This window comes from Lysinibacillus sp. 2017 (assembly GCF_003073375.1).
Taxonomy (GTDB): Bacteria; Bacillota; Bacilli; order Bacillales_A; family Planococcaceae; genus Solibacillus.
On sequence record NZ_CP029002.1, the window covers coordinates 1,547,619 to 1,562,190 of the forward strand.

The following is a 14,572-nucleotide window of genomic DNA, read 5'->3' on the forward strand; positions in this document are numbered from 1 at the left end:
ATGACAATGCGAAAATCCAATCAATTCGACGAGTATTTAAAATCTATGTTTATGCGATACTCTGTTTTAATGATTATTGTGATTTTTGCATTGTTTTTTAGTACGTTATTTTTGGTTTATGAGGAATCGGTTGTAAAGGCGAACAAAAATTCAAACTTAAAAATTCAAGAACAATTAGAAGGTGAATTTAAAGATATTCAATTCAACTTAACTAATCTATCAAAAAATGTTCTTGTACTAGATCGGCTCATTAATCACAAAAACCAGACAGCGGTAAACCAATATTTATATACATATACTAACGGGACACCTTACGAAGATTATTTTTTACTAGTCGATAAAGAAGGTGTTCCCATCTCGAGTAACTTATACAAACCGAATCAAGATCGTTTAACTAATAACTTAAAAATGAAAAATCTATTACGTCAAACGGCTGCACAAAAAGATGTGATAAATCAGCAAATTAATCCAATATTATTTGAATCCAATCAGTATAGCCAATACGTATTTAGCAAAACGGTTCAATTGAATGGTGAGATTTATGGATATCTACTTCTTTACATTAAAGACTTAGAAGAATTTATCGATTTTAAAAATACAGATGCAATCGTTTTAACAGATCGTTTTGACAATGTGATTTACTCATCTTTTTCAAACGCATATCATATTCAACAAAAATTTAATCTGAATCAGCCTAATAAACAACTGCAAAAAATTGCAGGAAATCCTTATTACACAGTGAAGAGTAAGTTAGGTAGTGTGCCGATCCAAATCATGACATTTGTTTCTGTAGTAACCTTTAAAAAATTTATCGTGCTAGGAACCATTTTACTTAGCTTGTCTTTTCTTGTCCTACTTGGCATTATGATGATGGTCATTCCTCGAATTAGCAAAAGGGTATTAAATCCACTTAACGCATTACTTGAAGCTTTTGCAAATTTTAAAGGTAAAAATATGAATCTGTTCGTTAAAGAAAAAACATTTGATGAGTTTCAAATTGTTATTGATGAATTTAATGCTCTGACCAATAAAGTAGAAGCACTCATCGAACATAATCAGCAAGTAGCGGAAAAGAAAAAGCAATTAGAAATAAAGCATTTAGAAAATCAATTTAACCCACATTTTGTATTTAATACGCTTGAAACACTACGTTATGAAATTGCTTTTGATACCGAAAGTGCAGAACAAATGGTCATGGCCCTTGCAAATTTGATGCGTTACTCTATAAATGAAGGTCCATCTGAAGTTTTGTTAGAAACGGAAATTAAACATATAGAGGATTATTTACAAATCCAAAAAGTGCGTTTCGGAGAGAGACTGCATTATTCAATAGATGTCTCGGATGATGTTAAACATTGTTTTGTACCAAAGCTAATTCTGCAAAATATAATTGAAAATAGCATCAAACACTGTATGGAAAAAACATTAAACTTACAAATTCAAATTAACGTGGCGCTGGAGAATGGACAACTTATCCTTTCGGTTCAAGATAATGGTATAGGCATCGAACAAACACGCTATCAACAAATTTTAGATGTATTCGAACAAGAAAATCCGCCAGAAACCAATATTGGACTTTATAATACGAAAAAAATAATTGAATTACTATACGGAACGGAATTCGGAATTGAGCTATATAGTCAAACTTTACAAGGTACTACCATCAAATTACGCTTACCAATTCTAAGGGGTGGAATTCATGTATAAAGTGTTAATCGTAGAAGATGAGCTGATTATTCAAAAAGGGATTCATTATAAAGTAGATTGGCTTATGCATAACTGTGTCGTTGTAGGAACGGCAAGCAATGGGCAAGAGGGGATTGAACTGATTAAAAAATTACAACCAAATATTGTGATCTCTGATATTCGTATGCCTCTTATCAATGGGATTGAACTTATTGAGCGAACGAAAGAACAGATTAATTACGAAGCCATTATTATATCGGGCTATAGCGATTTTGAATATGCTAAAAAGGGGATTCAATTGGGCGTAGTCGATTTCATACTAAAACCGATTCATTACGATGAATTAAACGCAGCGTTAATAAAAATTAAAAAAAAACTAGATGAAAAAGCGCACGTGAAAAGCTCCAACTTAGAACAAATTCAAACGTTAATTGAGCTCCCTGAATTGAATGGGCAAACACGAGATATGAAATATGTAAAGGAAATGATTGATTATATTCAAAGTCATTATGCTGAAAAAATATCTATTCATGATTTAAGTGAAACACTTCATACATCGCATACCACGCTCCACACTAAATTCAAAAAGGCAACAAACTATACGTTTAATGATTTCTTAAACCGCTACCGAATTATGAAGGCGATTGAATTCATGCGTGAGGAGCATACGCTCATATATGAAGTCGCATCAAAGGTAGGGTTTATAGATTATAAATATTTTAGTCAGGTGTTCAAAAAGTACACCGGTTATTCACCTAGTCAATTTGCATAAAAGGGCTAATCTATCTGAATGACTACTGATGAGCGTAAGCCAGTCATTTTTTGATTATTAGCGTATTGTTATATAAAGTAGCGTACAAATATATTGACATATACCCCATGGGGTACTAATATAGGCTTATAACTTTTAAAAGAGGTGAATGTTGATGATGTACGATGATAAGGTGAAATTGCGTTTAAAAAAAGCAGATGGTCAATTAAATGCTATCTTACGTATGATGGAAGAAGAAAAAGATTGTAAAGATGTGATTACCCAATTAAGTGCAGTTCGTTCAGCTGTTGATCGTACAATTGGCATTATCGTAGCAGAGAATTTAGTAGATTGCATCTCAGAAACGCAATCAAAAGACGAAAAAGATCAATTAGTCAAACAAGCGATTGAGTTATTAGTAAAAAGTCGATAAGGCTTTTTATTTTTAAAAATTTGTATACCTATACGGGTATAGGGACTGAAAGAGGGAAACTATGAGTACAGTCATAATAATAGCGATAGTGGTAGTGTTTTTTGCGTGGCGTCTGTTGCCAGCTAAAGGCATAAACTCCATTACAACAGCCAAACTGAAAGAAATGCTAAACGATAAAGATAAATTATTTATCGATGTGCGTACACAAGGTGAATACAAAGCACGCAATATTCGCCAATTCAAAAATATGCCTCTTGGTTCTGATTATTCAAAATTACCAAAGGATAAAGAAATAGTGGTCATTTGCCAAAGTGGTATGCGTTCTCAACAAGCATGTAAACAATTAAAAAAATTAGGTTTTGAAAAAGTAACGAATGTCCGTGGTGGCATGAGTACTTATTAGGAGGAAAATAAAATGAAAACAATTCAAGCACAAGAAGTTCAAGAAAAATTAGAGGCTGGAGAAGCGTTAAAAATAATCGATGTTCGTGAAGTAGACGAAGTTGAAGAAGGACATATTCCGGGCATTACTAACATCCCACTTGGTTTACTTGAATTTAAAATGAATGAGTTAGACAAAAAAGAATCTTATATTATGGTTTGCCGTTCAGGTGGTCGAAGTAGTCAAGCAACAGCATTTTTAGAATCTCAAGGATTTGATGTAACTAATATGGCTGGCGGAATGCTTGCTTGGAATGGCGAAGTCAAATAACTGTATAATTTATAAATTAAAACATACCCTATTCGGTAAAGATGGAGGAAGTACATGGTTCAATCAGATGTTCAATTAGATGCGAAAGGCTTAGCCTGCCCGATGCCGATTATTAAAACAAAAAAAGCAATGCAAGAACTTACAGAAGGTCAAGTATTAGAAGTACAAGCTACAGATAAAGGCTCCGTGGCTGATTTAGCTGCTTGGTGTAAAGCCGTTGGACATCAATATATTGGCTCTCGTGAAGAGAATGGAGTTCTCTTTCATTATGTTCGCAAATGTAATCCAGAAACAAGTGACAAATTAGAAAAAACATTTGAGGATACAATTTCAAACGAGGAAGCACTGAAAGCATCTGGTCTAATTTTAGATGTCCGTGAAGCTGCCGAGTTTGCATTCGGTCATATTCCAGGAGCGAAGTCAATTCCATTAGGGGAATTAGCGGACCGATTAGACGAACTTCATAAAGAAGAACCGGTTTACGTGATTTGCCGTACAGGCACACGTTCAGATTTAGCAGCAAAACAGCTTGCAACAGCGGGCTTCAAATATGTTAGAAATGTTTTACCAGGCATGAATGCATATAACGGTGAACTAAAGAAAGAGGTTAAATAAAATGTCAAACAAAGTAGCAATTATCGCAGCAAATGGTGGATTATTTGATGCATACAAAGTGTTCAACATTGCAACAGCAGCAGCCGCTTCTGAAAAAGAAGTAGCCATCTTCTTCACATTTGAAGGGTTAAATTTAATTCATAAAGGAGCAATGCACAACTTAGAAATGCCAGCTGGCAAAGAACATTTTGCTCAAGGTTTTGAAAAAGCACAGGTTCCATCTATTCCGCAATTAGTGGAAATGGCACAAGAGCTTGGCGTGAAATTTATTGCTTGTCAGATGACAATGGATGTTATGAGCTTAACAAATGAAGATTTAGTAGAGGGTATCGAAACCGGCGGCGCTGTTACATTTTTAGAATATGCAAAAGATGCTGCACCAACATTAACGTTCTAGTAATTAACAATCGTCTACAATTAACTAATATTCTTATATTTGGTTCGGGAAGCAAGGCGCTACCCGAACTAAAAAAATCTAAAATTTTATACCTATGGGGGTAATGAAAGTATGGCAGTAAATACTTGGACAGCAGCTCAAATTGCGCGGTATGTCATTGACAACAAAGATTTATTTGTTTTAGATGTACGAAATCATGATGCATTTGCAGATTGGAAAATTGAAGGACACAAATTTGAATACTTAAATATTCCTTATTTTGAACTACTCGATGGCATAGAAGAAATTTTGCCGCAAATTCCAACAAATAAAGAAGTATTAGTTGTCTGTGCAAAAGAAGGCTCATCGCTCATGATCGCAGAAATGTTATCAGATGCAGGACTTGAAGTTGCATATCTTGAAGGCGGTATGAAATCTTGGTCGATGTACTTAGAGCCTATCAAAGTAGGTGACCTTACTGATGGCGGCGAATTGTATCAATTTGTACGTTTAGGGAAGGGTTGTCTTTCATACATGGTGATTTCTGAAGGGGAAGCAGCACTTATTGACGCTGTACGTTTTACAGATGTATTTACAACGTTTGCAGAAAGTAAAGGCGTGAAAATTAAGCACGTATTTGATACACATTTACATGCAGACCATATTTCAGGTGGCCGTCATATCGCAAAAGAGACGGGTGCAACATATTATTTACCACCAAAAGATGCAGAAGAAGTTGTGTATGATTACACATCACTAAGTGACGGTTTAGTAGTTCAGCTAGGGGCATCAAAAATAGAGGTTGGCGCACTTTATTCGCCAGGTCATACAATTGGTTCAACTTCCTTTGTAATCGATTCGAAATACTTATTAACAGGTGATATTTTATTCATCGATTCAATTGGTCGTCCTGATTTAGCAGGACTTGCCGAAGATTGGGTTAGTGATTTACGTGACACTTTATATCGCCGTTATCGAACATTGGCAGATGATTTAATCGTATTGCCGGCACACTTTATGATGATCAAAGAACTTAATGAAGATGGGACAGTAGCAAAACGATTAGGAAATCTGTTTGCTGAAAACCACGGTTTAAATATTGAGGATGAAGAGGTATTCCGCAAAATGGTTACAGAAGGGCTTCCACCACAGCCAAATGCGTACCAGGAAATCCGACAAGTTAATATGGGGAAAATCACACCAAATGAAGATGAACAAACGGAAATGGAGATTGGACCAAATCGTTGCGCTGTGCGCTAACGAATCGGTCCAATCAGAGGAACAAATGCAAATTGCCACATCCTGTGGCAATGCATTTGTGACGAACATCGTGTTCGCCTCAAATCAGAATTTCAATAGGAAAAGAGGAATACAAGATGAATAGCACAAAATCTTTAGACGTAAAAGGATTAGCATGTCCTATGCCAATCGTTAGAACAAAAAAAGCGATGGATACTATGAAATCTGGCGAAGTATTAGAAGTGCTCGTTACAGATAAAGGGGCACTAAATGATATCCCAGCATGGGCAACTTCTGTTGGAAATAAAGTAATCGAACAAAAAGTAGAGGCAGATGTGCTGACCTTCTACATTCAAAAAGCATAAAATCAAATAGCGAGTAGCGCATTTCTACTCGTTTTTTTGATGAGAAAGAAGGTTTACTATGGATATCTCGATCACATTTATCCTTGTCATATTTGCACTAGGGTTTGTCGGCTCTTTTTTATCAGGGTTACTAGGAATTGGGGGCGCGATTATTAAGTTCCCTATGCTTTTATATATTCCTCCCTTATTCGGTTTAACGGCCTTTACAGCACATGAAGTCTCAGGGATTAGTGCAATTGAAGTATTCTTCGCATCGCTTGCTGGAGTTTTAGCCTATCGAAAAGGTGGCTATTTGAATAAAGAACTCATTCTTTACATGGGGAGTGCCGTTTTAATAGGAAGTTTCATAGGAAGTTTCGGTTCCAACCTTTTAACTGAAAATGGCATAAACATCGTATATGGGGTCCTAGCCTTAATTGCAGCTGTGATGATGTTTGTTCCTCGAAAAAATATAGATGAAAATGTGCATCAACCAATTCAATTTAATCGTATAGTAGCGAGCATCCTTGCCTTAATAGTCGGAATTGGTTCGGGAATTGTCGGGGCTGCTGGTGGTTTTCTACTGGTGCCTATTATGCTCACTATTTTAAAAATTCCTACACGGATAACCATTGCCACAAGTTTAGCTATTGCATTTATTTCTTCAATAGGTAGCAGTGTCGGCAAACTTTTGACGGGACAAATCGAGTATGTACCGGCCTTCATTATGATAGTAGCGAGCTTAATAGCAGCGCCACTGGGGGCAAAGGTAGGAAAAAAACTGAATACGAAAATGTTGCAAATGTTATTAGCACTTATGATAGCAGGCACGGCAATTAAAATCTGGATTGATATTCTGGTGAAGTAATTTTTGGTTTTAACAAAGCAATTCAACTGTTTATCCTACTTTAAAATGCTATTTATTCTGTTAAAATATAGTAAATAATATACAGCTTTGATAAGGAAGAGTAGGTATTGGATTTTTTATAGAGAGCTTCTGATGGTGGAAATGAAGCAAAATGATTTTACTGAACATGGCCTTTGAGCTTCGTACCGAAATGTAGGCTACGACGAGACGAGCACTCGTTACAACGGCACCAGTATGAACATTACTGTTAGAGTCAAATAGTGTGAGCTATATGTAAAATTAGGTGGTACCACGAATAATTCGTCCTAATCGTTAAATCGATTAGGGCGTTTTTTTAGTGGATAAGAAAGCATATATCTTCAAGTAGATTCACAAAAAGGGTATAATTCCGCTTATTTTGCACGAAAAATTTTTTAATTAAAGGGAGGAAGTAAAATGATTTTAGAAACAGAACGATTAGTATTAAAACCATATGAAATCGAATTTGCAGATGAAATTTATGAGGTTGTCAAACATAAGGAAATTGCTGATACGATGGTGATGATTCCCCATCCCTATCCACGGGAAGTAGTGGATCAGTGGATTTCCTATTTACAAAAGAGCTGTGAGCGTGGAACGGCATTTGAATTTGCAATCTTTTTAAAAGGGGAAGAGCCTCGTTATATTGGAAATTGTGGTTTAGTGAGTATATCCAAAAATCATCGAAATGCAGAAGTAGGCTATTTTATCGATGTAAATGAATGGGGAAAGGGCTATGCAACTGAAGCATGTAAAAAAATAATAGAGTATGGATTTGAAGAGCATCAATTAAACAGAATTTGCTGTATGGTGAGAAATAGCGCTTCTCGAAAAGTTATGGAAAAGTCAGGAATGGTATGGGAAGGCCGTTTAAAACAAGAATTTTTGAAAGATGATGTTTATGAAGATATGGATTACTTAGCTATTTTGGCAGATGAGTATTATAAAAGTTAAAAAATATATTAAAATATGAATAAAATTTTAAAAACCTGGGTAACTACTAATATTGAAGTATCTCTATCTTTGTTTAGAAGGATATATACAAGATTAGCTTATTTCAATTTGAGCGCTTTCTTAGTCGAGACTGAAAATATTAGGAGGAGTAGACATGAAGAAAAATGAAAAAATTGAGCAGCTAAAACAATTTACGGTAACAGATGAGGGGCAAGCGTTAACAACCAATCATGGAGTTAAGTTAAGCGAGGATGAACATTCACTAAAGTCAGGGGAACGCGGTCCCACATTAATGGAGGACTTTCATTTTCGTGAAAAAATGACACATTTCGACCATGAGCGTATTCCTGAACGTGTCGTACATGCAAGAGGAACAGCAGCACACGGGATTTTTGAAAGCTATGAGGATGCTTCAGATATTACAATGGCGCATTTCTTAGGAGAGAAAGGTCGTCAAACTCCCGTATTTGTACGCTTTTCTACCGTTGCAGGTTCTCGTGGCTCGGCAGACTCAGTTCGTGACGCACGTGGTTTTGCTACAAAGTTTTATACACAAGAAGGAAATTATGATTTAGTTGGCAATAATATTCCAGTGTTTTTCATTCAAGATGCCATTAAATTTCCGGATTTTGTCCATGCAGTAAAACCCGAACCACATAATGAGATTCCTCAAGCGCAAAGTGCACACGATACGTTTTGGGATTTTGTTGTGAATAATCAGGAAACCGCACATATGGTGATGTGGCATATGTCGGACCGAGCAATTCCAAAAAGTTTGCGTTTAATGGAAGGCTTTGGCGTTAATACGTTTCGCTTTGTAAACGAAAAAGGGGAACCACATTTTGTGAAATTCCATTGGAAACCTGTATTAGGTGTACATGCATTTGTTTGGGATGAGGCGCAAAAAATTGCAGGTAAAGACCCAGATTATCATCGTCGAGATTTATTCGATAATATTGAAACTGGAAATTATCCTGAGTTTGAACTATGTGTACAATTAATTGCACAAGAAGACGAATTTAATTTTGACTTTGATATATTAGATCCAACAAAACTGTGGCCAGAAGAAATTGTGCCACTGCGCAAGCTTGGTAAAATGACATTAAATCGTAATGTCGATAATTTCTTTGCTGAAACAGAACAGGTTGCTTTTCATGCTGGACAGGTCGTACCAGGAATTGACTTTTCAAACGATCCATTATTACAAGGACGTCTATTCTCATATACCGATACACAGTTAATTCGACTAGGAGGACCTAACTTCCACGAGCTTCCGATTAACCGCTCCGTATGTCCTTTCCATAATAACCAACGAGATGGTTATAATCGAATGACGATTAATCGTGGCCGTGTCGCTTATGGTGAAAATCAGATACAAAATAACACACCGCATACAGTCGATGAAAAAGATGGCGGTTATGTACACTATGAGGAAAAAGTTGAAGGAAGAAAAGTACGCACACGCAGTGAATCTTTTGAAGATCATTTTACGCAAGCACGTCAATTTTGGTTAAGTCAAACACCAGTTGAACAAACGCATATAATTAATGCTTTTAGCTTTGAATTAGGTAAAGTTGAAACTTTAGAAATTCGCAAAGCAGCTGTCGATATGTTCGCACAGGTAGACAAAGCAATGGCAGAACAAATTGCTGCTAACATTGGGGTTATACCACCAACAGAATCTATTAAACAGGTTAAAGATTCCCAACCTTCGAAAGCGTTAAGTATGCTAGCCGACCCTGTCCTATTTGTGGAAACTAAAAAAGTGGGTATCATTATGAATGAAAATAGTGATTTAACTCAAATTTTACAGGTACTCGAAAATAAAGGCATAGTAGCTGAATTAATTAGTGACAAGCAAGGGATAATTAGAAACCAATTAATCGATCATACTTTTGATACAGCTTCACCGGTCCTTTATGATGGTTTAATTGTAGCAACCACTTTTGATAATGTAGTAACGAAGCGTAAACAGAAAATGTTTATCGATGAAATATACAACCATTATAAACCGTTGGGCTATTTAATAGAAGATACTGCAGATTTACCATATCAAACTTCACCAGGTGTAGAGCTAACAATTGATTCGTTTGTGAACGCATTAAAAATTGGACGACACTTTAAGCGAGAAGATGCAATAGGGTAAGTAAAATTAAAGTTATTCGTTCTCTAATTAGATAACGAATAACTTTTTGTCTTTTGATCTATAGAGTATTAAATTTAACTAACAATAGCACATTATATGAACTTTGACGTGTTGTGTTTTACTTAGTGCTATGAAGGAAATCTCTCGAATAACTTGCATTAAATCAGGAGATACTTGAAAAGCGTACGAATCGAAGGGAGTAAATCACTTGAATCTATCTAACTATTCAAGCCGTAATTTTTGGTCGGGTTTATTATTTGGAGTGGGGTTAATAGCTTTCGTAGATGAGGCTGTTTTTCATCAGCTTTTGCACTGGCATCATTTTTATGACAAATCTACAACGGATATAGGTTTGATTTCTGATGGTTTGTTTCATGCTTTAAGCTGGTTTGCCACGATTGCAGGCCTATTTTTATTTGCTGATATTCGTCGTCGAAATGGATTTTGGTTAGCAAGGTGGCTGGGTGGATTATTCATAGGAATAGGCGGCTTTCAATTATATGACGGAATTATCCAACATAAATTGATGCGGCTCCATCAAATACGATATGTTGAAAATGTCATTGTATATGATATTGTTTGGAATGTTATCGCGATTATTCTTTTATTAATTGGCATTTATTTTATGAAAAGAAAACCGAACCATAAAGGACATCTAAAATGAATCATATAACGGCAGTACATCACGTCGATCATACAACAACATTTTCTTTATCTGAAATGATTCCTTCTCTCATTTTATCTTCACTCTTCTGTCTGTTATTACTTCTCTATATAGGAGCCGTTATTTTTACAAATCGACGGTATAAACGCTGGCCGCTTCATCGGACGGTTTGTTGGTCTATTGGGACGTTGTTGGCGTTAATTGCAGTGATGGGTCCAGTGATTTATAGCCAATCAGACTTCACAACGCATATGTTAAGTCATTTACTTTTAGGGATGTTAGCGCCACTATTAATGGTCATTGCAGCACCGGTAACATTACTCCTTCGTACATTAGGCACACCAAAAGCACGTAGACTTTCAGTTTTATTAAAAAGTTGGCCGAGTCGTATCGTTACACATCCAATCTTTGCATCTATTATGAATATTGGCGGACTTTACGTTTTGTATACAACGGAACTTTTTGCGCTCATGCATACAAATGGACTCGTTGAATTTATTGTACATTTTCATGTATTTTTCGCAGGCTATTTATTCACAGTGTCGATCATTTACTTTGATCCCATTCCCCATAGAAAATCCTTTTTATTTAGAGCGATTGTTTTCATTTTAGCGTTAGCGAGTCATGGAATATTGGCTAAGATTATTTATGGCTATCCGCCTGTAGGGGTACCTTTTGAGCAAGCTGAACTGGGAGCGCAGATTATGTATTATGGTGGAGATGTGATCGATGCAGTGATAATTATCATACTTTGTTCGCAATGGTTCAAAGCTATGAGACCGCGAGATGTGGGAGCAAAACAGTTGGATTTAATTAAAGTAAGTGAAACAATGGATTGATTTAAATTTAAGTAGGCCTTATTAATTAGATATTTTTTAATAAAGTCTAGTTGAAAACGTCCTGAGTCCAATCGTAAAATCAGAAATCCCTATCCAAATACAATTGGATAGGGATTTTCTAATCAAAGTAGTTAGGTCTATACCTTATTGATTACAAAACCTATTGTTCGTTTTTTGAGAGATTTTTAAATTCCTCTTTCAAAATAGAATAATGGGCACTATCAGTTAGGAAGCCCTTTACCATATGGTTTTTTCGAAGGATTCCATCACATGTCATGCCTAAGCGAATTAAGACTTTTCCAGATGCGGGATTACGAACGTCATGTTCAGCATAAACGCGCTCCAAACCTAGTACATTGAAAGCTAAATCTAGTATTGGTTTACAAGCTTCTGTCATGTAGCCATTGCCCCAGAATTGTCTATTTAAAGTAAACCCAAATTCTCCATTTTGATTGTGTTCATGTACTCTGAACTCGACTATCCCAATCATTTTACTGCTTTCTTTTAATACGATGGCATACTTACCGATTGGCTCTTTTAAATAATAGTTAGCCATCATATTTTTTGTTTGAACTAAATCCTTGTGTTGGTCAAAAATAAAACGTGTCGTTTCTTCGTCTGAATGATATTCATACATATCTTCAGCATCATCAAGTGAAATTGGACGTAGAAGGACGCGTTCGCTCTCCAATTGACTGTGTTTAATCATTAAAAGGTTTTTATTTTCCATGTTTTATGTTCACTCCTAGTTGTTTACGACAGATAACGATAGTACTTATTAATCAGTCTATTCGGAATTATAGCATATCTTAATCGTATTTCCTTTTAATAGAAATAGATAATTTCCGAGAGCAATAATAGAAGGTTTGATAGGAATGCTACGAATTATAACAATAAGGTTCGATTTTGTTGGTAGAGTAATATACGATTATAGCTAATAATGATTATGGAGGTACGAAAAGTATGATAAATATGAATTTAAAAAAATTGAGAATGCACCATAAACTAACGCAAGAAGAATTGGCTTTCCAACTAAATGTCTCGAGACAAGTCATTGCGAAATGGGAGAAGGGCGAATCGTCACCAGACCTCGAACACTGTCAGGCACTCGCAAAATTATACAATGTGACGCTAGATAATTTAGTGAATTTTGATGGGGAAGCTACCGATGTGATGGTTCCACCAAAAGGAAAACACTTTTTTGGTGTGGCAAAAATGGGGGAGCGCGGACAAATCGTGATTCCTAAAAAAGCACGCGATGTTTTTTCCATCAAGCCTGGAGATTCCCTCATCTTTTTAGGCGATGAAGAACGAGGACTTGCCATTGTACCAGAGCAAATGATGAATGACTTTTTAAACTTATTGAAAACGCCATTAAATGTGGAGGACGAATGATGCAAATAACCATTTCAATAGAGGATTTAACAAAACAATACGGAGATAAAATTGTTGTTGACCATGTCAGTCTTTCAATCAAAGAGGGGGAATTATTTGGATTACTTGGTGTCAATGGTGCAGGGAAAACAACCTTAATTAAAATGCTGTGTGGTTTAACAAAACCGACTAGCGGACTTGCAACTATTGTAGGGAAGGATATCATCCAACAACGAGAACAAATAAAAAAAGTAATCGCTGTATCTCCTCAAGAAACAGCAATCGCGCCAAATTTAACTGTCCGTGAAAATTTAGAGCTAATGGCAGGGATTCATGGCTTTTCTAAAAAAGAAATGAAAGAAAAAATTCAATATATAATAGAAGTTTTTTCCTTGCACCCGTATGAAAAGCAAAAGAGCAAAACGTTATCAGGTGGTTGGCAACGAAAACTGAGTATTGCCTTAGCGCTCATAACAGAACCGCAAATCTTATTTTTAGATGAGCCGACGTTAGGATTAGATGTTTTAGGACGACGCGAGCTTTGGGCAGTCATCGAACAACTTAAAAAGACGACAACCATCGTTTTGACAACGCATTATTTAGAAGAAGCGAGTAGCTTGTGTGACCGAATTTGTGTCATGAAGTCAGGTCAGGTCAAAGCAATTGGTACAGTTCACGAGTTAATCGACATGACGAAGACGCAAAACTTTGAAGACGCCTTTGTTGAAATTGTGACGAAGGAGGCGATCTTATGAGAGCGTTAATTTTTGCCAACCGCGTATCCAAAGAAATTATACGAGATCCGTTGTCATTGTTTTTTGGGTTGGCCTTTCCATTAATATTACTATTCTTGCTATCAGCAATTAATAATAGTATTCCCGTAGATTTATTTAATCTAGCGTCTCTCGCTCCAGGCATTGCGGTATTTGGGCTATCCTTTATGGCAGTATTTACAGCACAAGTTGTATCGAAGGACCGTGCCAGTTCATTTTTAACGCGGCTTTACACGACCCCGATGACTTCAAACGATTTTATGCTCGGTTATATGATGCCCCTACTTATCATGTCTTGTGTACAGGTAATGGTATGTATGTTCGTAGCAGTCGTAATGGGGCTGTCATTTTCATATACGATTTTCTTATTGATTGCCGTTTTAGTACCGGTCGCTTTTATTTATATTAGTATAGGGTTAATTTGCGGAACATTGTTTAGTGAAAAAGCAGCCGTAGGGATTTGCGGCGCATTATTGACAAACGTATCGGCGTGGGTTTCAGGTATTTGGTTTGATCTAGATTTAGTAGGAGGACTGTTTAGAGATATTGCCTATTCACTTCCATTTGTCCATGCAGTTGAAATGAGTAAAGCTGCGTTAAATGGGGAAGTAGGAGATTTGTTTCCACATATATGGTGGGTACTTGGCTATACAGGTGTACTTGTGATACTTTCGATTATTGTGTTTAAGGAGAAGTCGAGGGAAATGTAGCCTCCATAATAGTCCTATAAAAAATGCCATCCGTACAGTGAATAACTGTGCGGATGGCATTTTTAGTTGG

At 36.2% G+C, this 14,572-nt stretch carries 18 protein-coding genes and 1 other annotated feature; of the genes, 17 read left to right on the forward strand and 1 reads right to left on the reverse strand.

Annotated features, from left to right (window positions below):
- Nucleotides 1–6 precede the first annotated feature (6 nt).
- The 14 genes from DCE79_RS07270 to DCE79_RS07335 all read left to right on the forward strand — a co-directional run bounded on the left by DCE79_RS07270 (nt 7) and on the right by DCE79_RS07335 (nt 11,645).
- On the forward strand, nt 7–1,707 hold the full coding sequence (locus DCE79_RS07270; protein ID WP_159083065.1) for a sensor histidine kinase: 1,701 nt from the start codon (nt 7–9) through the stop codon (nt 1,705–1,707).
- The gene (locus DCE79_RS07275; RefSeq protein WP_108712418.1) at nt 1,700–2,458 is read left to right on the forward strand and encodes a response regulator transcription factor; all 759 of its coding nucleotides are present in this window, start codon (nt 1,700–1,702) and stop codon (nt 2,456–2,458) included. Before DCE79_RS07270 ends, DCE79_RS07275 begins: the two co-directional genes overlap by 8 nt.
- A gap of 154 nt (nt 2,459–2,612) precedes the next feature.
- A complete protein-coding gene (locus DCE79_RS07280; protein WP_108712419.1) occupies nt 2,613–2,870 on the forward strand; it encodes a metal-sensitive transcriptional regulator in 258 nt (85 codons plus the stop codon).
- A gap of 61 nt (nt 2,871–2,931) precedes the next feature.
- A complete protein-coding gene (locus DCE79_RS07285; protein WP_108712420.1) occupies nt 2,932–3,273 on the forward strand; it encodes a rhodanese-like domain-containing protein in 342 nt (113 codons plus the stop codon).
- Nucleotides 3,274–3,285: 12 nt separating this feature from the next.
- Nucleotides 3,286–3,582, forward strand: a complete 297-nt coding sequence (locus tag DCE79_RS07290; protein ID WP_108712421.1) for a rhodanese-like domain-containing protein — start codon at nt 3,286–3,288, stop codon at nt 3,580–3,582.
- 54 nt (nt 3,583–3,636) lie between these two features.
- Nucleotides 3,637–4,197, forward strand: coding sequence for a sulfurtransferase TusA family protein (locus DCE79_RS07295; RefSeq protein ID WP_108712422.1), 561 nt, complete (start codon nt 3,637–3,639; stop codon nt 4,195–4,197).
- 1 nt (nt 4,198) lies between these two features.
- Nucleotides 4,199–4,594, forward strand: a complete 396-nt coding sequence (locus DCE79_RS07300) for a DsrE/DsrF/DrsH-like family protein (protein ID WP_108712423.1) — start codon at nt 4,199–4,201, stop codon at nt 4,592–4,594.
- Nucleotides 4,595–4,705: 111 nt separating this feature from the next.
- Entirely contained in the window at nt 4,706–5,833 is a 1,128-nt protein-coding gene (locus DCE79_RS07305; protein ID WP_108712424.1) for an MBL fold metallo-hydrolase, read from the forward strand.
- Between the two features lie 116 nt (nt 5,834–5,949).
- Nucleotides 5,950–6,177 (forward strand): sulfurtransferase TusA family protein, encoded by a 228-nt coding sequence (locus DCE79_RS07310; protein ID WP_108712425.1) that lies wholly within the window; start codon nt 5,950–5,952, stop codon nt 6,175–6,177.
- 58 nt (nt 6,178–6,235) lie between these two features.
- Nucleotides 6,236–7,024: a sulfite exporter TauE/SafE family protein gene (locus tag DCE79_RS07315; RefSeq protein WP_108712426.1), complete on the forward strand. Its 789-nt coding sequence runs from the start codon at nt 6,236–6,238 to the stop codon at nt 7,022–7,024.
- Nucleotides 7,025–7,102: 78 nt separating this feature from the next.
- Nucleotides 7,103–7,335: a binding site (T-box leader), on the forward strand.
- Between the two features lie 124 nt (nt 7,336–7,459).
- Nucleotides 7,460–7,996, forward strand: a complete 537-nt coding sequence (locus tag DCE79_RS07320) for a GNAT family N-acetyltransferase (protein WP_108712427.1) — start codon at nt 7,460–7,462, stop codon at nt 7,994–7,996.
- 154 nt (nt 7,997–8,150) lie between these two features.
- Nucleotides 8,151–10,142, forward strand: a complete 1,992-nt coding sequence (locus DCE79_RS07325; protein WP_108712428.1) for a catalase — start codon at nt 8,151–8,153, stop codon at nt 10,140–10,142.
- Between the two features lie 208 nt (nt 10,143–10,350).
- On the forward strand, nt 10,351–10,806 hold the full coding sequence (locus DCE79_RS07330) for a DUF2243 domain-containing protein (RefSeq protein WP_108712429.1): 456 nt from the start codon (nt 10,351–10,353) through the stop codon (nt 10,804–10,806).
- Nucleotides 10,803–11,645, forward strand: a complete 843-nt coding sequence (locus tag DCE79_RS07335) for a cytochrome c oxidase assembly protein (RefSeq protein WP_108712430.1) — start codon at nt 10,803–10,805, stop codon at nt 11,643–11,645. Before DCE79_RS07330 ends, DCE79_RS07335 begins: the two co-directional genes overlap by 4 nt.
- A gap of 160 nt (nt 11,646–11,805) precedes the next feature.
- Here the strand turns inward: DCE79_RS07335 and DCE79_RS07340 are convergent, their stop codons facing one another.
- Nucleotides 11,806–12,375: a GNAT family N-acetyltransferase gene (locus DCE79_RS07340; protein ID WP_108712431.1), complete on the reverse strand. Its 570-nt coding sequence runs from the start codon at nt 12,373–12,375 to the stop codon at nt 11,806–11,808.
- A 233-nt stretch (nt 12,376–12,608) separates the two neighbouring features.
- Between DCE79_RS07340 and DCE79_RS07345 the strand changes: the two genes are divergently transcribed.
- The 3 genes from DCE79_RS07345 to DCE79_RS07355 are packed head-to-tail and all read left to right on the forward strand — an operon-like array spanning nt 12,609 to nt 14,502.
- Nucleotides 12,609–13,040 carry a helix-turn-helix domain-containing protein gene (locus DCE79_RS07345; RefSeq protein WP_108712432.1) on the forward strand — a complete coding sequence of 144 codons (432 nt, stop codon included), beginning with the start codon at nt 12,609–12,611 and terminating at the stop codon, nt 13,038–13,040.
- Entirely contained in the window at nt 13,040–13,774 is a 735-nt protein-coding gene (locus DCE79_RS07350) for an ABC transporter ATP-binding protein (protein WP_108712433.1), read from the forward strand. The genes DCE79_RS07345 and DCE79_RS07350 overlap by 1 nt, the downstream gene beginning before the upstream one ends.
- A complete protein-coding gene (locus DCE79_RS07355) occupies nt 13,771–14,502 on the forward strand; it encodes an ABC transporter permease (protein WP_108712434.1) in 732 nt (243 codons plus the stop codon). Before DCE79_RS07350 ends, DCE79_RS07355 begins: the two co-directional genes overlap by 4 nt.
- Nucleotides 14,503–14,572: the final 70 nt, after the last annotated feature.

Coding starts and splice junctions, on each gene's coding strand:
- DCE79_RS07270 (WP_159083065.1), top strand. CDS start 7: ATGCGAAAATCCAATCAATTCGACGAGTATTTAAAATCTATGTTTATG.
- DCE79_RS07275 (WP_108712418.1), top strand. CDS start 1,700: ATGTATAAAGTGTTAATCGTAGAAGATGAGCTGATTATTCAAAAAGGG.
- DCE79_RS07280 (WP_108712419.1), top strand. CDS start 2,613: ATGATGTACGATGATAAGGTGAAATTGCGTTTAAAAAAAGCAGATGGT.
- DCE79_RS07285 (WP_108712420.1), top strand. CDS start 2,932: ATGAGTACAGTCATAATAATAGCGATAGTGGTAGTGTTTTTTGCGTGG.
- DCE79_RS07290 (WP_108712421.1), top strand. CDS start 3,286: ATGAAAACAATTCAAGCACAAGAAGTTCAAGAAAAATTAGAGGCTGGA.
- DCE79_RS07295 (WP_108712422.1), top strand. CDS start 3,637: ATGGTTCAATCAGATGTTCAATTAGATGCGAAAGGCTTAGCCTGCCCG.
- DCE79_RS07300 (WP_108712423.1), top strand. CDS start 4,199: ATGTCAAACAAAGTAGCAATTATCGCAGCAAATGGTGGATTATTTGAT.
- DCE79_RS07305 (WP_108712424.1), top strand. CDS start 4,706: ATGGCAGTAAATACTTGGACAGCAGCTCAAATTGCGCGGTATGTCATT.
- DCE79_RS07310 (WP_108712425.1), top strand. CDS start 5,950: ATGAATAGCACAAAATCTTTAGACGTAAAAGGATTAGCATGTCCTATG.
- DCE79_RS07315 (WP_108712426.1), top strand. CDS start 6,236: ATGGATATCTCGATCACATTTATCCTTGTCATATTTGCACTAGGGTTT.
- DCE79_RS07320 (WP_108712427.1), top strand. CDS start 7,460: ATGATTTTAGAAACAGAACGATTAGTATTAAAACCATATGAAATCGAA.
- DCE79_RS07325 (WP_108712428.1), top strand. CDS start 8,151: ATGAAGAAAAATGAAAAAATTGAGCAGCTAAAACAATTTACGGTAACA.
- DCE79_RS07335 (WP_108712430.1), top strand. CDS start 10,803: ATGAATCATATAACGGCAGTACATCACGTCGATCATACAACAACATTT.
- DCE79_RS07340 (WP_108712431.1), bottom strand. CDS start 12,375: ATGGAAAATAAAAACCTTTTAATGATTAAACACAGTCAATTGGAGAGC.
- DCE79_RS07345 (WP_108712432.1), top strand. CDS start 12,609: ATGATAAATATGAATTTAAAAAAATTGAGAATGCACCATAAACTAACG.
- DCE79_RS07350 (WP_108712433.1), top strand. CDS start 13,040: ATGCAAATAACCATTTCAATAGAGGATTTAACAAAACAATACGGAGAT.
- DCE79_RS07355 (WP_108712434.1), top strand. CDS start 13,771: ATGAGAGCGTTAATTTTTGCCAACCGCGTATCCAAAGAAATTATACGA.